The sequence below is a fragment of the Achromobacter sp. ACM03 genome (assembly GCF_014851665.1).
Classification (GTDB): domain Bacteria; phylum Pseudomonadota; class Gammaproteobacteria; order Burkholderiales; family Burkholderiaceae_B; genus Achromobacter; species Achromobacter aegrifaciens.
Genome location: NZ_JACVAD010000005.1, coordinates 259,170 through 278,256 on the forward strand (window position 1 = coordinate 259,170; position 19,087 = coordinate 278,256).

The following is a 19,087-nucleotide window of genomic DNA, read 5'->3' on the forward strand; positions in this document are numbered from 1 at the left end:
CTGCGTTCGGCTGGTCTGTTTCCGCTACGATCGCGCGACACATGCTGCGGCATGTTCGCCCAGCTATTCCGCCAGGTCGGAAAAATCTGGGGCCAGGCCGCATCACCATGTGTATTTGACCCCGATCCTGGCCGCATATTGGCGGTAATCCTGAGCGCCCCAGGAGGCCGCAACGTTTGTCCACCCGGTCCACCCCTTGGTGAAATCCGCGTGCACACCGAGCTTCAACTCATACCGGTCACGGGGATACAGGCTGCCGACGGGCAATTGATTGAATGACACCGAGCTGTCCGTGTCCGTATGCCACCAGTTCAGGGTGACGAAAGGCTGGATCTTCCGGCCATTCTTCATTTCGTAGGTGCGGTGGGCGCGCACACCCAGACGGCCGATCGTACCGTTGGAGTCGGCCCTGCCCACGCTGGTGCCGTTGGATTCGGCAACGCTGTCCTGGTCGTAGCGTACGTAGATCAACTGCGCTTGCGGTTCCAGAACCCAATCGTTGCGCAGTTTGAAGGCGTAGCCGACCTCTCCCGACACCGCCCATCCTCGGGCGTCGTACTTTACGTCCGGCAAACTATCCCCTTCGACCTTGTTCTTGAACCAGCCGTACTGGAACCAGGTGTCGACGTAGGTTCCCAATTTGGTCTCGTTGTTTTCAAACCAGGTTCCATAAAGCCCGACGCTATAGCCTTCGACGCTGCCTCGGGCCTTGTAGGGGTTGCCGTCAGCCCGCGCGGTGCTGCGGCTGTTGCCGAAGCCGGCCATCGCGCCCAGGTGCAGGCGGTCCGTTTCCGAACCGAGCTTCCATTGGGCGAGATCGCCGCCGCCTTGCAGGAGAAACATGTCGCTGCTGACATCGAATTCTCCGTTCTTGCTATGCGTCCGGTCCCACTTTCCGGTCATGCGGAGCCACAGTGCTCGCCGCTTGTCGTCGTCGGCGGCGAACTGCTGGGTTTCGATGTACTGCGGTTCGCCCAGCCGGTCGTGCATGCTGTGCACGAACATCTGCGCGGCCAGCCGTTGGTTGGCGAGATATGCCGCCACTTCCGGACGATACAAAGGCTTTGGAGGGGCTGGCGGTTCGGGGGGAGGCCCCGGGGGTACAGGACCCGGAGGACCTGGATCCGGAGGAACCGGGTCGGGAGGAACCGGGGGTGGAGGCTCGGGATCTTTTTCAGAGCGCAGATACCAGTTATTGGCCTCTCCCGCCGTCGCGCCGCCGCGGAAGAGCCGGTACTCGTAAGGACCTGCAACGGCCCGGCCGGCAAGCGTGAATGCGGAAGGCGCCGTAGTCCCGCCACCCACCGCGTCGACCACCTTGATGCCGCTGGCCTGGGTAAGAGCCCCCGGGCCTCCCGTATTGCTGATGCGCAGGGCGCTCTGTCCGGTTGCCGCGCCTGAAATGACGATCAGGTCGGATGGCGCGCCGTCGCCTGCAAGAAAGGTATTCAGCGCGACGACGCTGCCCGCGCCGCCAACGTAGTTCGAGACTGTCAGAGTCTTGTAGACGTTGGCGGTGGGAGGCGAGTAGACGATCTGGCTTGCTGTGTTGGTCAAGTTGGTAATGTTGGAGTTGCCAGTCATCGTCCATAGCGTGTTCGACTGAAGCGCGACGTTCGATACGCTGCCCGGCGCGGTGGTTGCGGCTCCGGTCAGGGTTGAACCGACGACAGTGATGTTTGCTTGACCCGGGATTGAGGCGGCCGGAATTGGCGGCGGCGCAGCAACCGGATTGTTTAGCAGCGTGTCTGGATCGGGTATTCCGCCCAATGGCGCGTCGGGGCCCGCCAGCAAGGGAAAGTCGTCGATGGTGGCGACGCGCAGCCAGTTGCCGTTGCCGGAGACAACCGTATCGGTAAGCGTGACGTTGGCCAGACCGGCAACGCCTATTGCCGGTCCAGCTGCGCTGGTGACACTGGATCGCGCCAGTTCGATTTCCGCTGCCGGTCCAGGATCTCCCAACGCGAACAAGCCCATGCCAGCGGCGCCGCTCACGCGAATCACGGCGCCGTCGCCGACGATCCGGCCGCCATTCTGCGCAACGGCACCATGAGCCTCCGGCCCCGTCACCGTCACTGGGGTTTGCCCAATCGTGATAAGACTGCCGGCGTCACGGGCAAGGGCGCCGTGCGCCGAGGCTCCCGATGTGGCGACGCTGCTGGCGCTGGATGTGATGACACCGCCGCTGATCGCGCGCAGGCCCACGGCGCCCGCGCCCTCGGTGGCGACTGTGGTGTTGAGCAGGCTGATCGTTGCCGGCGCTTCCAGGAAGCTGCGCTGAGCCATCGCGCCGTAGGCGCGCGAGCCCAAGGTCCTGATAGCGGAGCCTTGCGCCGAAATGGCGGCGGGAAATTGGGGCCCGGCCTGCTCAACGACAGCGTAGGCGCCGAGCGCCAGTGTGCCGGCGGTGGTGACTGACGCATTTTCCAGGTTGACCGAACCGCCGTCGTCGGCGACAACCCCCATGGCTTCGTCGCCCACGGTCTGAGCCGAACTGCCTCGCACTGTGAGCTGTGCGCCCGGATTGCGCGCTGCTAGCGCGTGCGGACGCCGGTCGCCGGCAGAAACGGTTCCTTGAGTAGCGACGGATGAGTTCGTTACGGTTATGGCGCTGCCCAGGTCGGCCAGGACGCCCATTGCATTGCCGTCGCCTGTAGTAAGCACCCCGACGTTATCTACGGCTACCGTCGAGTTTGCGCCGAAGATTCCGTTGGCATTTATCCCGCGGCTGGTGACCGTCCCTTGCGACAAATTGACCGTGGCGCCAGCGCTGGCTCGTAGGGCGTGCGCCGTTGCGTTCGATGCGGATATCGTTGTGTTCGTCGCATTCAACGTGGAGCCGGTCCCGTCGATCTGCGCGCCAATCGAAGCGCCGCTACCCGCCGCGATGCTGGCTGAATCCACCGTAACCACGCCGCCAGCCGAGACATCCAGCGCGATGGACCGTGTGCCATTCACCTGGAACGAGCCGCCGTTGACGATCGCAGTGGAGCCCGCTCCTTGTACCGACAGGCCATGCCCGAATTGTCCCGCCGCGGTGATGACGTTGTTTCCCTGCATGCGCACGCTGCTGCCAGACATGACAAGAACACCGGCAGCCGGATTGATCGTGGTGCCGGAGCCGCGTGTGCTGATCGATACGTCGGTCAATGACACGGCCGCTCCATTTTCGATGCGGACTCCCGCGGCGCTGGTGCCGCTGGCCGTGCTGACGGCGGGATCTCCGGTGACGATGGAGACGCCGGTCGCGTCTATGCGGCTCGGCACGACCGTAGCGCCGGCTACGGCCGTGCCGCTTGCCCACAGTCCATGGCTGCCGATGGCTGAACCGCCGGAGGTGATGGTGCCGGTGGTTGTGATCGATGTGCCCGGTCCGATGGTTGCGGTGGCGCCCGCGTCGACGCGGACTCCGAATGAGCCTCGGCCGGCTGTGCTGACGGTTCCGCCCGTAAATGCAATCGAGCTTCCCGGGCCGGAGGCATAGAGCGCATGGTTACCCGCGCCGCCCGCACCTTGTGTCGCGACGCTGGACGCGATCATTTGCACGGTGCCTCCAGCAGTCGCAAGGACGGCAATGTTGTCATTGACCGTGGTGGTCAGACCCAGCGTGATGCTGGAACCCGTGGCCGTGGCGATGCTGCCGCCACCCGATGCGACCAGGCCTTGCTGTCCTGTCGCCGCTTGCACCGTGACGATGGTGCCGCTGTTGAAAGTGATGCGACCGCCATTGCCTGCGATGGCGCCGACATAGTTGCGTGGCGTGGTCGACCCTGGGCCTCCCAGGTTCAGGCGCACTCCGCTGGCCGTAATCGCGCCGCCGGTGTTCTCGGCGTCCAGCCCGGGCTGGGTTGCGCTAAGCACATTGATGGTGCTGCCTGGCGTGACCGTGCATGCGCTTCCCGAGCGAGTGACGGGTCCCGCCGGACATGTCGTTTGCGCCACGGCATCCGCCGCGCCCAATGACAGCGACCCCAGCAGCAGCCAGCGAGCCGTCATCCATGTCTCAGCAGGGTGTGGCGCCGCGCCGCTATTGCATCCTTCCATCTGCCTGTTACGCATTCACGCCTCCATCGGGGCACTCGCGAAACAACCTGGGTAGGAACTAGGCAACCGACAATCGGAGATTCAAATACGAATCACCCGTGTAATGGCTTGCGACTCAACGTAGCACGGGGGGTCTCATGGAATGTGCAACTATTTGAAATAGTGTTGCTTATCGTGGACACCCGTTGCAGGCTGGCGCGGCGTGAACATCACTTGTTCATGATGTTCCCCAACTTCTTGATCACCTCGCGCTCCGTCTCCGCGCTGGCGTGGGCGGCCTTGGTGTAGGCAGCCGTATCCATGTACTGCGGCGACACACCAGACTGGCGCAACAGGGCCAGGAAGGCTTCATCCTTGAGCGTGTCGCGGAAGGCACCGTCGAGCTTGGCGATCACGGCCGGGTCCATGTCCTTGGGACCGGCGATGCCGAAGGGCGAGGTGTGCACCACGGGATAGCCGGCTTCCTTCAGGGTGGGGACGTCCGGCAGGTCGGGGGAGCGCTTGTCGCCCAGCGACGCGAGGATGCGGACCTTGCCCGAGGCGACGTAGGGCAGGATGGTGCTGGCGCCGACCAGCACCTGGATGTGACCGCCCAGCATGGCGGTCAGCGCGTCGGCGTCGCCCTTGTACGGCACGTGGGTCCATTTGGCCTGGGCGGCTTCGCCCAGTTGCACCATGGCGATGTGCTGGCTGCTGTAGGCGCCCGGCGTGCCGTAGGAGATCGTGTCGGGCTTGGACTTGGCGTAGGCGACCAGGTCGTCCAGCGTCTTCCAGGGCGAGTCCGCGGCGACCGCTACGTAATAGTTGTAGCCGGCGATCATCGAGATGTAGGTCAGGTCCTTGACCGGGTCGTAGCGCGTGCCGGTGATGTGCGGCATGCGGAAGATGCCGATGGGCACCATGGTGACGGTATAGCCGTCGGGTGCGGTGTTGAGCATCTGGGTCGCGCCCAGCGTGCCGTTGGCGCCGGTCTTGTTCTCGACCACCACGGTCTGGCCCAGGCGCTTGCCGGACTGCTCGGCCAGGGCGCGGCCGACCACGTCGGTGACGCCGCCGGCGGAGTACGGGATGATCAGGCGGATCGGATGGTTGGGAAAGTCCTGCGCCAGCGCGGGGGCGCTGCCTGCGCTTGCCAGGACCATCATGCCTGCTGCCAGGATCTTCTTCATGTCATTCCTCCTTTGTGTGCCGCCGGCTTGCCGGCCGTCTCCAGGTCTAGCGGGATGCCTGGTATTGAACGTCAATCGGTGATGCGCGCGCGGCTTGCGCCGAAGCCGATGCGCTGGAAACCCTCGCGGCTGCAATGGGCCGTCAGGGTGATTTCGTCTCCGGCCTCCAGGAACAGCCGGGTTTCGCCCGAGGGCAGGGTAATGGGTTGCGTGCCGCCGTGCGTCAGTTCGAGCAGGCTGCCGTGGCCGCTCTCGTCGGGCGTGGAGATGGTGCCCGAGCCCAGCAGGTCGCCCGGGCGCAGGTTGCAGCCGCCCAGCGTGTGCTGCGCGACCATCTGCGCGGGCGTCCAGTACAGGTGGCGCGCGTCGGATGCGGACAACTGCCGCGGCGCCTGCGCGCGTTCGCGCATGAGCGGCGTGGACAGCCATGCTTGCAGTGCGATCTCCAGCCCGCCCGTGGCAGCGTCCTCGGCGTTGCGCAGGTAGGGCAGCAGTTCGGGATCGGCGTCGCCGCGCGCCATTGCGGCGCGGCGGAACGGGGCCAGCGCCTCGCTGGTCACGATCCAGGGCGAAACCGTCGACGCGAAATTCTTGCCCTGGAAGGGGCCCAGCGGCTGGTATTCCCAGGCCTGGATATCGCGCGCGGACCAGTCATTCAGCAAGCCGTAGCCGGCCACGTGGCCAGCGGCGAGTTCCAGCGGCACCGGTTCTCCGAGCGCGTTGCCGGGACCGATCCAGATCGCCAGCTCCAGTTCGAAGTCCAGTTGCGCCGAGGGCCGGAAGGCCGGGGTATCGATGCCGGCGGCGGTCCTGACCTGGCCGCGCGGCCGCCGCACGGGCGTGTCGGACGGGCAGATGGAGGATGCGCGGCCATGATAGGCGATGGGCACATGCCTGTAGTTCGGCATCAGCGGGTTGTTGGGGCGGAACAGTTTGCCCACATGGCTCGCGTGATGGATGCCGGCATAGAAATCGGTGTAGTCGCCCACGTCCGCGGGCAGCAGCAGTTCGCACTGCGCCTGGGGATGCAGCAGGCGCGCGCCCTGGGCCTCGTGCCGCGCGCGGCCGGGGTTTGCGGCGTCCAGCAGGGCGAACAGCGCGTGCCGCACGGCCTTGCGGGTGGCGGCGGGCAAAGCCATCCAATCGTTGAGCCTGCGCGCCGACAGCGCCTGGCGCGTGGCCGGGTCCAGCCTTTCCAGCAGGCCCAGCTCCACGGCGGCCCGGACATCCAGCACCTGCTCGCCGATGGCGACGCCGATTCGTGGCGCGCCGCCATCGCGGCGGAACACGCTCATCGGCAGGTTCTGCACCGGAAAATCCGGATGGCCGTCTGCGCTGTCGACCCAGCTCTGGGCGGTGGGCGCGTGGGTGTGGTCCAGCATCTTGTACTCCTCGCGGGCGTTATCGGTATCGCTGCGCGCTGTGGCCCGGCCTGCGCGCATATTCAACTAAGGCCGTCGTTGCGGCTTCAGGCCGCGGTGGTGCCGCCGTCCATGGCCCAGGCCACGCCCCGGACTTCGTCGGCGTCGGGCGAGCAGAAGAATTCGCACAGCCCGGCGATCTGCTCCAGAGTGACGAACTTGCCCGAAGGCTGGCGCAGGCCCAGCAGCTTGTTGGTGGCTGCGGCATTGTCCAGGCCTTCGCGCTCGGCCAGCGCGTCGATCTGCTTCTGCACCAGCGGCGTATGCACCCAGCCGGGGCAGATGGCATTGCAGGTGATGGCGGTCTGCGCGGTTTCCAGCGCTACCGATTTGGTCAGGCCGATCAGGCCATGCTTGGTGGCGTTGTAGCCGGTCTTGCCGGCGCGGCCGCGCAAGCCGCTGATGGACGCCATGTTGACGATGCGGCCCCAGTTGCGTGCGCGCATGGCAGGCAACGCGGTGCGTATGGTGTGGAAGCTGGCGGACAGGTTGACCGCGATCATGTCGTCCCACTTGTCGACCGGAAAGGCTTCGATCTGGCTGACGTGCTGGATGCCGGCGTTGTTGACCAGGATGTCCAGCGCGCCGTAGGCCTGGTTCAGCTCGGCCATCATGGCCTCGATCTGGGCTGGCTTGCGCAGGTCGCAGGGCTGGAAACGGACCGGAACGCCATAGGTATCGCGGAATTCGGCGCAGAGGGCGTCGGCCGCCGAGGCGTCGGCCAGGCCGTTGAGCACCAAGGTCGCGCCGGAGCGCGCCAGGCGCCGCGCTACCGCCAGGCCGATGCCGCTGGTCGAACCGGTTACCAGGGCCACGCGCCCCGAAAGATCAGCCATGCTTGTCTCCACGCTGTGTCGTTATGGAATGCGTGGCAGGTTAGGACGTGGAGATTGAGTCGTCCAATTTATTATCGATGCATGATTTATATTTAGTGGATATAAATAGCCAGCAGCCTTGGAACCACTCATGGAATTGCGCCACCTGCAGAGCTTCGTGGTCCTTGCCACGGAACTGAATTTCACTCGGGCCGCCTTGCGCCTGCACATCGCCCAACCGCCCTTGAGCCAGCGCATCCGCGAACTTGAAGACGAGCTGGGCGTGAAGCTGTTCGACCGCAGTACGCGGAAGGTGACGCTGACGGTGGCGGGCCGCGTGTTCCTGGATAGCATTCAGCCCATGTTCCGGCAGCTCGATGGCGCGGTGGAGGCCTGCCGCAAGGCTGGCCGGGGCGAGACCGGCAGCCTGCGGCTGGGCTATACCGGACGCGCCAGCCATGTGCGCCTGCCGGGGCTGGTGCGCGATTGCCGGCGCCATTACAGCGATATCGCGCTGGATATCCAGGGGCCGCTGCCCACGGGTGAACTGCGCCTGAAGCTGCTGGACGGCACGCTGGACGCGGCCTTGTGTTTTCTGCCGCTGGAGGGCAAGCACATCGTGTCGCACGAGTTCATGCTCAGCGAGTTTTCCATTGCGCTGGCCGACGCGCATCCATTGGCCGCCAAGGCCAAATTGCGTGTCGCGGATCTGGCGCAGGAGCCGTTCATTGCCTATCCCTCGGGCAAGGGCTTCCACTTGCGCGGCGCCATGGATGCGATCTGCCTGGAGGCGGGCTTCCTGCCGCGCGTGGTGCGGGAAACGGAGGCTTCCCAGACTTTGCTGTGCCTGGTCGCGGCCGGCACCGGCGTGGCCATCATTCCGCGCGACATCGAGTCCTTCAACATGGAGGGCGTGGTGTTCCGGCCGTTGCCCGCGGACGCCCCTAAGCTGCAGCACGGCATTGCGTGGCTGCAGACCAATCAGAATCCGGCGTTGGGGCGGCTGCTGGCATTGTGCGGCGTTGCCGCTGCGGCAGGATGAGCAGGCCGGCCTGCTTGCCCGCGCCCGTCCGCAAACGGCACAATCGCAGCGCGCGGCCCTGTTTCCGCCGCCGGAGTTTCTTATCCATGCAGGTTCTATCCGTCCCGGCCACGCTGGACGCCAGCGAGCGCATCACCATCTCCAGCGGTCCGCACCAGGCCGAATTCGCGCCGGGCGGCGGCGGCCGCCTGACGCGGTTGTCCACCGGCGGCCATGACTGGATCGTGCCCCTGACCGACACGCAGTGGCCCGCGGGACGCTGGCCGCGGGTAGGCTCCTATCCGCTGGCGCCTTACTCCAACCGCATCCGCGATGGCGTGTTCACCTTCAACGGCGCCAGGCACGCGCTGCAGTCGGTAGCCGGCCGGCCCCATGCAATCCATGGCGCGGGCCTGTACCAGCCATGGAGCGTGCGCAGCCACGGCCCGGACAACGTCGACCTGGTGCTGGAGCAGCCCGCCGGCGTGCTGGGCTGGCCTTGGCCTTTCGAATGCGTGCAGCGCTATCAGCTGGACGCGCGCGGCCTGAGCGTGGCGCTTGCCATCGTCAATCTCGGCGACACGCCCATGCCTTGCGGCCTGGGCCTGCACCCCTACTTCACGGCCGAGCGCGTCACGCTGCATGCGCGCCGCGAGTGGACGGCGGACGCCGACGGCCTGCCCAATGGCAGCAAGTCCGTCCATGTGCGCGAGCTGCGGCGTTCGGCCAGCGGCTGCGATACCTATCTGTCGCAGTGGGAGGGGCGAGCCACCCTGCATTGGCCCGATGGACATCAGCTATCGCTGCACGCCGACCCGGCGTTTGCGCACCTGGTGGTCTATACGGCGGGCGGGTCGGAGTTCCTGTGCGTCGAGCCGGTCACCAACGTGGCGGACGCGTTCAACCTGGCGGCGGGCGGCGAGACCCGCACCGGCATGCGGACGCTCGAGCCCGGCGCGCGCTTTACCGCGACCGCGTTGTTTGGCCTGGAGCCGCCCCGGGCCGCGCGTTCCTGACGCCCGCAAGCGGCGCTTTGAAAGCGCCGCCGCCTGCGGCGATAATCCGGGCAAACCAAGTCCAGGAGTCCTTCGATGAAAAAGCTCAGCACCGAACAATTGCAGGCCGCGGCCGAAACGCTGCGCCGTGTGCAGGCAAGGCTGGCGCGCGCCGGCAATCTGCCGCTTGAGCCCACCCTCTATGCCTGCGCGCAAGGATTCCGCCGCAACGTGCCCGACTATCTGTGGTCGTGGCTGTCAGGCCTGCTGGCGCCGCACAAAAGCCTGGGGGCGTGGATGGACGCACACCAGCCAGGCTGGCGCACGGGCAAGACGCCCGCCGCGGTGGTCTACGCGCGCAGCGAAAATGGCTGGTTGGAATGGCTGATCGCCGAACTGGAAGCCGAGATCAATGATCCCCACGCCCGCGCCAAGCGGGAAGGGCGCGCCTAGACCGGTGCATTGCCTGCGCATCCAGCGTCCAGTCCGGACCGGATGCCGGCCGGGCGCTTCAGGCCCGCTCGGCTCGCGAGCGGCGCAACAGAAGGAATAGCGTCTCCAACACGGCGGCCGCCAGCAGGGCGGCCAGCACCGAACCCAGCACTTGCGAGTCCCATAGGCGCGGCGGCCCTACGCGGAACTGCACCGTGTCGAAGACCAGTCCGGCCGTGATGCCGGCGACGATGGCGGCCTTCCATCCTTGCAAGGGAGCCAGCCGCAGCATCAGCAGGGTGAAGGCCACCATCCCCCAGAGCACGGGTTCAAGCGCCTGATTGAGAATGTGGTCGAGCAGAAGAGACTCCCGATTGGGTCGCGCATGCGTTTGCGCGCAGTCGAGTTTGTACTGCTTTCTGCTTGCAATTGCGAGATGCCCCGCCGCCGCGAGCGGCGAGGCATGCCCACGGGTCCTAGAACCCTTCCAGCACGATCTTGCCCTGCGCCTTGCCGCTTTCGATGAAGGCGTGCGCCCGGCGCAGGTTTTCGGCATTGATCTTGCCGTAGTGCGCGCCCAGGGTGGTGCGCAGCGTGCCTTCGTCGATCAGGCGGGCGGCCTGGTTCAGCAGTTCATGCTGCGCGATCATGTCGGGCGTGCCGTGCAGCGGACGCGCGAACATGAACTCCCAATGCAGCGAGGCCGACTTGGACTTGAGCAGGCGCACGTCGATGGCTGCGGGGTCGTCGATCAGGGCGATCTTGCCTTGCGGCGCAATCGCTTCGGCCATCTGCGCGAAATGCTGGTCGGTCTGGGTCAGGCCGGCGATATGACTGACGTGTTCGAAGCCGATGCGCTTGAGTTCGGCGGCCAGCGGCTGGCTGTGATCGATCACGTGATGCGCGCCCAGCTCGCGCACCCAAGCCTGGGTTTCCGGACGCGAGGCGGTGCCGATCACCGTGAGTCCGGTCAGCTGGCGAGCCAGCTGCACCAGGATGGATCCCACGCCGCCCGCGGCGCCGATGACCAGCAGGCTGCCCTGGCTGGGCGCGGCGTTGTCCAGCACGCGCAGCCGGTCGAACAGCAGCTCCCACGCGGTGATCGTGGTCAGCGGCAGCGCCGCGGCCTGGGCGTAGTCCAGGCTGTCGGGCATGCGGCCGACGATGCGTTCGTCTACCACGTGCAGCTCGCTGTTGGCGCCGGGGCGGTTCAGCGCGCCGGCATACCAGACGCGGTCGCCCGGCTTGAACAGGCTGGTCTTTGCGCCCACGGCGCGCACCACGCCGGCGGCGTCCCAGCCTATGACTTCGGCCTGGCCATCCTTGGGCTTGCGGTTGGCGCGGATCTTCACGTCCACCGGATTCACCGAAATGGCGCGGACTTCGACCAGCAGGTCATGGTCGCCGGGCACCGGGTCGGCGACGGTGATGTCTTGCAGCGCCTCCGGGTGATCGGCGGGCAGGTTCTTGAAATAGGCGATGGCTTTCATGGCGGCTTGTCCGGATCAGATGATGGAACGCACTACGCCGCCGTCCACGCGCAGCGCCGCGCCGTTGGTGGCGGCGGCTTGCGTGGAGCAGGTGTAGACGACCATGTTGGCCACTTCTTCCACGGTGGCCAGGCGGCGCAGCAGCGAAGTGGGGCGGTGCTGGGCGATGAAGTCGCGCTCCATCTGGTCCTGCGTGACGCCTTGTTCCTTGGCCATTTCGGCAAAGAAGTCCGACACGCCTTCCGAGCGGGTGGGGCCGGGCAGCACCGCGTTGACCGTGACGCCGGTGCCGGCGGTCAGTTCGGCCAGGCCGCGCGACACGCCCAGCAAGGCAGTCTTGCTGACGCCGTAGTGGATCATTTCCGCGGGGATCTGCACCGCGGACTCGCTGGAGATGAACACGATGCGGCCCCAGCCGGCGGCCAGCATGCGCGGCAGGTAGTAGCGCGACAGGCGCACGCCGCTCATGACGTTGGTGTCCAGCATGTACTGCCAGTCGTCATCCGTGATTTCGGTGAAGGACTTGGGTGCGAAGTAGCCGGCGTTGTTGATCAGGATGTCGACGTCGGGATGGGCGGCCGAGATCGAGGCCGCGCCGTCGGCAGTGGCGAGATCAGCCTGCACGGTGCTCACGCGTGCAGCGGGAAACTGCTTGGCAAGTGACGCGGCGGCCTGGGCCAGCTTGTCGGCGTTGCGGCCGTGCAGCACGACTTCGGCGCCGGCCTCGGCCAGGCCCGCGGCGATGGCCAGGCCAATGCCGCCGGACGATCCAGTAACCAGGGCTTTCTTGCCGTTCAATTCGATTTTCATGAAGGGGACTCCTTGCGTGTCGGGGAATGGAGCCATGATTACCCAGCCCAAACCAGCGAAAAAGCGGCTAGCATCGCAGTCAGTTTCAATAATTTTTTGAAAATGAGGCCGGCATGGTGCGGTTCGAAGATCTGAAGATATTCATGGCGGCGGCGGACCAAGGCAGTTTTTCCGCCGCCGCGCGCGAACTGGACCTGACGCCCGCAGTCGCAAGCGCCGCGCTCAAGCGGCTGGAGCAGGCCCTGGATGCGCGCCTGTTCGTGCGCACGACGCGCAGCCTCAGGCTGACCAGCGACGGCGCACGCTATCTGGAGCATGCCCGCGCGGCGCTGTCGGCGCTGGACGCGGGCAGGAACGCCGTAGCGCGCAACAAGACGGAGATCTCCGGCACGCTGTCCTTGTCGATCCCGTCCGACCTGGGCCGCCACGTGCTGCTGCCGTGGCTGGACGAATTCCAGGAACAGCATCCGCGCGTCAATTTCCAGGTGCGCATCAGCGACCGCCTGGCCGACCTGTACCGCCAGCCGGTGGATCTGGCGGTGCGCTATGGCACGCCGAACGACTCGGGACTGGTGGCCCTGCCGCTGTCCGAGCACAACCGCCGCGTGGTGTGCGCCTCGCCCGCATACCTTGCGCGCCATGGCGTGCCGCAGGTGCCCGATGACCTGCGCCGTCACAATTGCCTGTCCTTCGTGCTGGGCGAAACCCTGCACGACCGCTGGGCCTTCCGGCACGAGGGCGCCGCGCTCACCATACCGGTCAAGGGCGACCGCGTCGGCGACGACGGCGAACTGGTGCGCCGCTGGGCCCTGGCTGGCCATGGCCTGGCCTACAAGTCGCGCTTTGACGTGCTGGCCGACCTGCGGGCGGGCAGGCTCATCGAAGTCCTGGCCGACTACACCAGCGAGCCCTCGCCGCTATACCTGCTGTGCGTGCACCGCATGCTGCTCTCGCCGGCGGTAAAGCGGCTGCGCGAATTCCTGCACGAACGCTTCAAGGCCTTCGAGGCGGGCTAGCCGGTCTTCTGGGGCTTCAATGCGCGTGGCTGGCCCGTTGGTTTGCCGCGCGCGTGCGGGCGGCTTTCTTCGCGGCAGCGGACCGGCCTGCAGCGCCCTTGGTGGCGGCAGCCTTCTTGGCGGCGGCCGAGCGGGCAGCGGCGCTGCGCTTGGAGGCTGACGCGCTGGCCTGCCGCGACAATGCGGTGCGCGAAGCGGGCTTGGCGCTTTCCTTCTTCAGGGCGGTGGTGGTGGCCTTGGCGCGTTTGGTGGACTTGGCATGCCCATCATGAGACGCGTCGCTGTCCTGCTTCGCCTTGCGCTTGGTCGCCGCGCTGGCCTTCTTCGGCGTAGGCAGGGCCACGCCGGCGCGGCGCGCCTTGGACAGCCCGATCGCGATGGCCTGCTTGGTGGACCGCACGCCATGTTTGCCTTCGCGCACGTGGTCGATTTCCTCGCGCACGAATTCTCCGGCCTGCGTGGAAGCGGATTTTCCTTGCCGTTTGTCGCGCGCCGCTCGTTCCAGGGTTTTTCGTTCAGGCATGACGACACCTCCTTGCTTGCGTTGCGGGAACGGGCTCCGCCGCGCCGAGGCCGGTGCGACGGAACTCGTAACACCACTCTAACGCCGTGGGCGTATGCTGTGTGTTCGAATGGATTGCCGGTCGTAAGCGCCGGAACACCGCCGCCAGACCGACGATGCACGACTCACCCCCTAAGCGGAGACGAGCTATGTCGAATCATGTCTACAAGCAAATCGAACTGGTGGGCTCTTCCACCAAGTCCACCGACGACGCCATCACGCAGGCCATCGCGCGCGCTTCCGAGACGCTGCGCAACCTGGATTGGTTCGAAGTCACCGAAGTGCGCGGCCATATCAAGGATGGCAAGGTGGCGTACTGGCAGGTCGGCTTGAAGATAGGCATGCGGCTGGAAGGGAACGAGTGAGTCCGCTTGCTGCTTCTTTCTTGAGCACGCCTTCCAAGTGATTGTCGGATAAGGAGTTTTTCAGCTTGTTATCCGACTGTTCAGAGGCTTGTCCACATTCGGTGGGGACAAGCCTGTCTCGCTTGTGGCTGCGGCGCTCAAGGTCCGACGTGGCATCGTGAACCCGCCGGCTGTGGGCGTTTCTTGAGCGGCCCCTCCAAGTGCTTGGCCCACAAGGCTTTTTGCGTCCTGCCCTCATACTGTCCTCAGGCTTATCCACATTTGGCGGGGACAACCTCGGCGCCTCGATACAGCATTTGGGCCATTTTTGACCACCCCTTGCAGGCGCTTGATATGCAAGGGAATTTCCGACCTGCCCTCATACTGTCCTCATGCTTCTCCACAGAACGCGGGGACAAATCCACATTCAGGCGAGACCGCCGCGGAAGTCTGCCCGGGCATCCTGATTTCAGTGGATAAGTGCGTCAAAAATCATCCAAAAGGATGATTGCGCAATTTTTGACCGGCCCTTGCAAGTGCTTGGCGGGGCACGGATTTTTCATTCTGCCCCAAGGCTGTCCTCAACCTTCTCCACAGTTGGCGGGGATAAGTGTGAGCCCCCACGCCGCACTCGCTGCGCTCGCTTGCTGCCCCCCGAGGGGGCTGGCCCGCCTTGGGGCGGCCCGGCGGCGGGCCGGTGCCCTGGCGGCATTGGATGCGCCAGCGGCGACCGTCGTCGCTGAAAAAAAAAGCCCCCCGACGTATCGGGGGGCTGGATCGCCCGGAGGTAGACGGGCGATCTCTGCCGGCCGGGAGGAGCCCGCGCCGGCAGCGGCGGCGATCAGGGGTTGAACTTCTTGATCCAGTCCACGTAGCGGTCCACCCAGCCTTGCAGGAATTTGCGGGTGCCTTCGTTGGTGATGTTGTACTGGTCATCGACCAGGCCTTCCGTGTATTGCAGGAAGACCTCGGGCGTGGTCAGGGCGTTGGCGCCCTCGGCGGCCAGGATGTTGCGCAGGTGTTGCTGCATCAACGCGGTGCCGGCAGCGCTGGGCGAAGTGCCGACGATGCCGACGGCCTTGCCGGTCCAGGAGTTCTGGCCCCAGGGACGCGAACCCCAGTCGATGGCGTTCTTGATGGCGGCGGGCACGGAGCGGTTGTGCTCGGGCGACACGAACAGGATGCCCTGGGCGTCGGCGATCTGCTGCTTGAGCTTGGCGGCGGGGCCGGGCAGGTTGTTTTCGTTGTCCTGGTTGTAGAGCGGCACGTCGCCCAGGCTCACGTATTCGAACTTGAAGTCCGCGGGCACCAGCTTTTCCAGCGCGCGGGCCAGCCGCAGGTTGAACGAGGCAGCGCGCAGGCTTCCGACGAAAACGGCAATCTTGTAGGTGCTCATGGGGCGCAGGCTCCAAGGGGTGGACGGGAATGTCAGTGTAGACCTGTAAGCAAGCCCGCTCAATCTCGATCGCGGATATGTTTATTCATGATCATGACGCGCTGATGTCGGCTGCGCGCGGGCTGGCGCATCAGCTCATCAGGCTGACATGGGCAGCGACCACGCGCCATCCTTCAGGCGTGCGCATCCAGGTCTGGCTTTGCCGGCCGATACGGTCGCTGCCGTCGCGCTGGAACTCCAGATTGGCCGTCGCGAAATCCTGGCCGTAGGTGGTGACGACCGTGCGCAACACGCGGCGGGCCAGGCCTTGCGGCGAACGCGCCGCGCGAAAGGCGCGGATGGCATCGTAGCCGTAGAGGTTTTCGCCGGCGCCATAGCGCAGCGTGTGAGGGCTGTTCCAGAAGAGCGCATCCAGCACTTCCACCTGGTTGTTCACCAGGGCGGTTTCGTAGCGGTCCAGGGCGGCTGTGACCTCCGCCACGACGTCGGGCAGATTGATATCCATGCTTGCGGCTCCAGTTGGCACCGTTCTGGTGCGAAATATAGGGGTAATCACCAATGTGGTGTGTCTTGCGGTGCGGCGCACCCATCTCCGCGGCCGCGGTCTTTCGGCCTCGTCGGGGGAGCGCGGCGCGACGATCCTGGCATGCCGCTTGCTAGGGTTAATACTGCATAACAAGCTACGCGCCGATCCAGGAGTTCCGCCATGTCCCGTTCCACCGTTCCCGCCCCGGTCACCATGCTGGTCACCCGGCACATCGCACCCGAACGCTATGGCGATTTCCTGTCCTGGATGCGCCAGGGGGAGATCCTCGCGGCAGGTTTCCCGGGCTTTCTCGGGTCCGGTGTGCTGCAGCCCGCCGAAGGCGGCGACCAGTACCAGATAGTCCTGCGTTTTGCCGACGCGGCCAGCCTCGCCCGCTGGGAAAACTCCTTGCCGCGCCGCATGTGGCTCGAACGCGGCGCGTCGCTGGTGCGCGCCAGCCACGAGCGCCGCGTCAGCGGCACGGATGACTGGTTCGCGCCCAGGACCAGCGCGCCGCCGCGCTGGAAGCAGGCCGTCAGCATCTGGCTGGCTTACTTTCCGGTGTTGCTGGCGTTTTCCGTGCTGGCCAGCGAACCGTTGAGCCTCTTGCCGGTGTTCTGGCGGGTGCTGATCACCAGCGTAGCGTTGACGCCCGTCATGGTGTTCATCTGCATGCCCCTGGTGGCGCGCATGCTGCAGCGCTGGCTGCGGGCGAGCTGAAGCAGGCATGCGCGGCCGGTTCAGGCCGCGCGCGCACTGCGGGAGGAATACAACCGGTGCAGCGTGATCTTGCGCACCGCCGCCTGGCTGCCCTGGATATGCGCGTTCAGCAGCGCAACCGAGCGTGCGGCGTCGCCGGCCAGCGCCGCGTCGAGTATGGCCGCGTGCTCTTCGTAGGTCTTGCCGATGCGTTCGGGTAGCGTGAAGTCCAGGCGCCGCACGATGCGGATGCGCTCGGTGGCTGCGCGGTGCACGCGCGCGATCTCGGGGTTGCCTGCGGCGGCCACCAGATCGATGTGAAAGCGCTCGTCCAGGTCCGCCAGCCGCTCGCTGTCGGCGGATCGTTCGCTTGGGTCCACCAGCCAGATGTCGGCCAGCGGGCGCAGCGCGCGCTGGCGTTCGGCGGCGTTGGCCGTTGCGCACAGCGACTGCACCGCGGCCGCCTCCAGCACGCTGCGCAGCTCGTAGAAATGGTCCAGCGTGTTGAAGTCCAATGGCTTTACCAGCCAGCCATTGCGCTGGCGCACCTCCAGATAGCCTTCCCGCTCCAGCCGGAACAGGGCCTCGCGTACCGGCGTGCGGCTGACCTGCAGGCGGTCGGCGATCTCGGTTTCAGTGAAGCGGTCGCCCGGCGCCAGCCGGAAGTCCAGGATGTCCCGCTTCAGCGTGCCGTAGGCGGTGTCGGCCAGCGTGCGCGGTATGTCGATGACGGCGAAGGCGGTTCCCATGTGGTGGCCTCGGAGCGGTGGTTAAAGAGAGCGTAGGCGGGCAATGCCGGCCTGCTGCAGCGCATGTGCGGCGCGCAGGCAATCGGCTTCGCGCCACGGCGCGCCGATCAGTTGCACGCCCAACGGCAGGTGATCGTCCTGTCCGGCTTCGGGCCAGACCGGCGCGGCGCAGACCGGCAGCCCGATGCACGACACCGGCTGCGTCAGGATGCCCATGCTGGCGCGCGCCGGCAGCCGCTGGCCGGCCAGTGTCAGCCAGTCTGCGCCGATGGGCGTGGCCGGCACCGGCGTGGCGGGGGCGATCAGTACGTCGTAGTGTTCGAACAGCGTCAGCGCTTCGCGATAGACGCGATGGCGGATGCGCTGCGCCTGCTGCGCCCAGGTTGCGGGCACAAGGCTGCCTGCGACCAGCCGGTCGCGCGACAGCGGTTCGTAGTAGTCGTAGTGCGTAACGAGTTTGCGGCGGTGCAAGGCGCCGCCTTCCGCCGCGCTGATGACGAAGGCCGCGGCGCGGGCTTGGGCCGCGCCCTGGAGTTCGACGACGGCCGTGGCGTCCAGCGCGTGCGCCGCGATCTCGACGGCACGGCGGGCCTGCGGTCCGGCCCATTCGGCGAAGTAGCCGCCCAGCACCGCCACCCGCAGTCCGCGCATGCCGCCGGCCAGCGCCGCCAGCGTGGGTTCGGCCGGGCGTTGGGCGCAGGCCACGTCGTCGGCGTCCATGCCCTGCAGCGCGTCGTAGGCGGCGGCAAGGTCGCTGGCGCTGGCCGCGAACGGCCCCAGGTGGTCGAGGCTGCCGACGAACGGAAACGAGCCTGCGCGCGACAAGCGGCCGAAGGTGGGCTTCAGGCCGAACACGCCGCACAGCGAGGCGGGCACGCGGATCGAGCCGTTGGTGTCCGAGCCCAGCGTCAGCGGCACCAGGCCGCCCGCGACCGCGGCGGCGCTGCCGCCGGACGAGCCGCCGGCGATGCGGGTGGTGTCGTGAGGGTTGCGGCAGGGGCCGTAGTGGCTGTTTTCCGTGGTGAAGCCATAAGCGTGCTCGTCCATGTTCAGCGCGCCGACCAGCACCGCGCCGGCCTCGCGCATGCGTTCGACCAGTCTGGCGTCGCGCCGCGCGGGCGGGTTGGAGGCGTTGACCCGCGCGCCGGCCAGGGTGACCTGGTCGGCGATGTCGAACAGGTTCTTGACCGCATAGGGCACGCCGGCCAGCGGCGGCAGCGGCTCGCCGCGGGCGCGGCGCGCGTCGATGGCCGCCGCTTCCTGCCGCGCCCGGCTTTCGGTGATGGCGGTGAAGCAGTTGTAGCGCGGATCGCGCTCGCGCACGCGCGCCAGCGTGGCGTCCAGCACCGCCATTGCGCTGCGTTCGCCGGCGCGGACCTGGCGCGCGATATCCTGCGCGGGGCCGCTCACGGGCGGAACACCGCGGCAGATTCCAGCTCCACGGCCAGCGGCTCATCGACGAAGCCGGCCGCGATGTCCTGGATGCGCGCGAACTGCTGCGCCACGTCGGCCACGGCCTGCTCGCGCAAGGCATAGCCGGCCAGCGCCAGGGCGCTGCGCACGTATTGGTCGATGGTTTCCTGGGTCATGGCGGACTC

19 protein-coding genes are annotated in these 19,087 nt (G+C 66.6%); 6 read left to right on the forward strand and 13 right to left on the reverse strand.

All coding sequences use genetic code 11. From position 1 onward, the window contains the following. Positions 1-102: 102 nt before the first annotated feature. The 4 genes from IB257_RS22910 to IB257_RS22925 form a co-directional block, all read right to left on the reverse strand. Positions 103-3,996: an autotransporter outer membrane beta-barrel domain-containing protein gene (locus tag IB257_RS22910; RefSeq protein WP_192492875.1), complete on the reverse strand. Its 3,894-nt coding sequence runs from the start codon at positions 3,994-3,996 to the stop codon at positions 103-105. Between the two features lie 257 nt (positions 3,997-4,253). Further along, a complete protein-coding gene (locus IB257_RS22915; protein WP_125471996.1) occupies positions 4,254-5,213 on the reverse strand; it encodes a tripartite tricarboxylate transporter substrate binding protein in 960 nt (319 codons plus the stop codon). A gap of 71 nt (positions 5,214-5,284) precedes the next feature. Next, positions 5,285-6,595, reverse strand: coding sequence for a fumarylacetoacetase (gene fahA, locus IB257_RS22920; RefSeq protein WP_192492876.1), 1,311 nt, complete (start codon positions 6,593-6,595; stop codon positions 5,285-5,287). Between the two features lie 86 nt (positions 6,596-6,681). Further along, positions 6,682-7,470, reverse strand: coding sequence for a 3-hydroxybutyrate dehydrogenase (locus tag IB257_RS22925; RefSeq protein ID WP_054453250.1), 789 nt, complete (start codon positions 7,468-7,470; stop codon positions 6,682-6,684). Positions 7,471-7,600: 130 nt separating this feature from the next. Between IB257_RS22925 and IB257_RS22930 the strand changes: the two genes are divergently transcribed. The 3 genes from IB257_RS22930 (at position 7,601) to IB257_RS22940 (ending at position 9,918) form a co-directional block, all read left to right on the forward strand. Then, a complete protein-coding gene (locus tag IB257_RS22930; RefSeq protein WP_054453248.1) occupies positions 7,601-8,491 on the forward strand; it encodes a LysR substrate-binding domain-containing protein in 891 nt (296 codons plus the stop codon). Between the two features lie 86 nt (positions 8,492-8,577). Next, the gene (locus tag IB257_RS22935) at positions 8,578-9,486 is read left to right on the forward strand and encodes an aldose 1-epimerase (RefSeq protein WP_192492877.1); all 909 of its coding nucleotides are present in this window, start codon (positions 8,578-8,580) and stop codon (positions 9,484-9,486) included. 75 nt (positions 9,487-9,561) lie between these two features. Beyond that, the gene (locus tag IB257_RS22940) at positions 9,562-9,918 is read left to right on the forward strand and encodes a hypothetical protein (RefSeq protein WP_054453246.1); all 357 of its coding nucleotides are present in this window, start codon (positions 9,562-9,564) and stop codon (positions 9,916-9,918) included. A gap of 58 nt (positions 9,919-9,976) precedes the next feature. Here the strand turns inward: IB257_RS22940 and IB257_RS22945 are convergent, their stop codons facing one another. From IB257_RS22945 to IB257_RS22955, 3 genes are all read right to left on the reverse strand, one after another. Further along, on the reverse strand, positions 9,977-10,210 hold the full coding sequence (locus IB257_RS22945; protein ID WP_054453243.1) for a hypothetical protein: 234 nt from the start codon (positions 10,208-10,210) through the stop codon (positions 9,977-9,979). A 163-nt stretch (positions 10,211-10,373) separates the two neighbouring features. Continuing rightward, positions 10,374-11,387: a zinc-binding alcohol dehydrogenase family protein gene (locus IB257_RS22950; protein ID WP_054453241.1), complete on the reverse strand. Its 1,014-nt coding sequence runs from the start codon at positions 11,385-11,387 to the stop codon at positions 10,374-10,376. A 15-nt stretch (positions 11,388-11,402) separates the two neighbouring features. After that, positions 11,403-12,197 (reverse strand): SDR family NAD(P)-dependent oxidoreductase, encoded by a 795-nt coding sequence (locus IB257_RS22955; protein WP_119450069.1) that lies wholly within the window; start codon positions 12,195-12,197, stop codon positions 11,403-11,405. Between the two features lie 113 nt (positions 12,198-12,310). On the opposite strand from IB257_RS22955, the gene IB257_RS22960 reads away from it, so the two are divergent. Next, a complete protein-coding gene (locus IB257_RS22960) occupies positions 12,311-13,213 on the forward strand; it encodes a LysR family transcriptional regulator (RefSeq protein ID WP_054453237.1) in 903 nt (300 codons plus the stop codon). A 16-nt stretch (positions 13,214-13,229) separates the two neighbouring features. Here IB257_RS22960 and IB257_RS22965 read toward each other — a convergent pair whose 3' ends face one another. Beyond that, positions 13,230-13,736: a DUF6496 domain-containing protein gene (locus IB257_RS22965; protein ID WP_054453235.1), complete on the reverse strand. Its 507-nt coding sequence runs from the start codon at positions 13,734-13,736 to the stop codon at positions 13,230-13,232. Positions 13,737-13,924: 188 nt separating this feature from the next. Between IB257_RS22965 and IB257_RS22970 the strand changes: the two genes are divergently transcribed. Then, entirely contained in the window at positions 13,925-14,140 is a 216-nt protein-coding gene (locus IB257_RS22970) for a dodecin (RefSeq protein ID WP_054453233.1), read from the forward strand. A gap of 820 nt (positions 14,141-14,960) precedes the next feature. Here IB257_RS22970 and IB257_RS22975 read toward each other — a convergent pair. Continuing rightward, a complete protein-coding gene (locus IB257_RS22975) occupies positions 14,961-15,515 on the reverse strand; it encodes an NADPH-dependent FMN reductase (RefSeq protein ID WP_054453230.1) in 555 nt (184 codons plus the stop codon). Positions 15,516-15,645: 130 nt separating this feature from the next. Beyond that, positions 15,646-16,020, reverse strand: coding sequence for an oxalurate catabolism protein HpxZ (gene hpxZ / locus IB257_RS22980; protein ID WP_054453228.1), 375 nt, complete (start codon positions 16,018-16,020; stop codon positions 15,646-15,648). Between the two features lie 201 nt (positions 16,021-16,221). Here hpxZ and IB257_RS22985 point away from each other — a divergent pair, with 201 nt between their 5' ends. Further along, positions 16,222-16,761, forward strand: coding sequence for an antibiotic biosynthesis monooxygenase (locus tag IB257_RS22985; RefSeq protein ID WP_054453226.1), 540 nt, complete (start codon positions 16,222-16,224; stop codon positions 16,759-16,761). A gap of 20 nt (positions 16,762-16,781) precedes the next feature. Here the strand turns inward: IB257_RS22985 and IB257_RS22990 are convergent, their stop codons facing one another. From IB257_RS22990 to IB257_RS23000, 3 genes are read right to left on the reverse strand one after another with little or no spacing between them, the layout of a single operon-like run. Next, the gene (locus IB257_RS22990) at positions 16,782-17,489 is read right to left on the reverse strand and encodes a GntR family transcriptional regulator (RefSeq protein WP_054453224.1); all 708 of its coding nucleotides are present in this window, start codon (positions 17,487-17,489) and stop codon (positions 16,782-16,784) included. A gap of 21 nt (positions 17,490-17,510) precedes the next feature. Further along, a complete protein-coding gene (locus IB257_RS22995; RefSeq protein ID WP_192354995.1) occupies positions 17,511-18,899 on the reverse strand; it encodes an AtzE family amidohydrolase in 1,389 nt (462 codons plus the stop codon). Continuing rightward, positions 18,896-19,078: a DUF4089 domain-containing protein gene (locus IB257_RS23000; protein ID WP_054453222.1), complete on the reverse strand. Its 183-nt coding sequence runs from the start codon at positions 19,076-19,078 to the stop codon at positions 18,896-18,898. Before IB257_RS23000 ends, IB257_RS22995 begins: the two co-directional genes overlap by 4 nt. Positions 19,079-19,087: the final 9 nt, after the last annotated feature.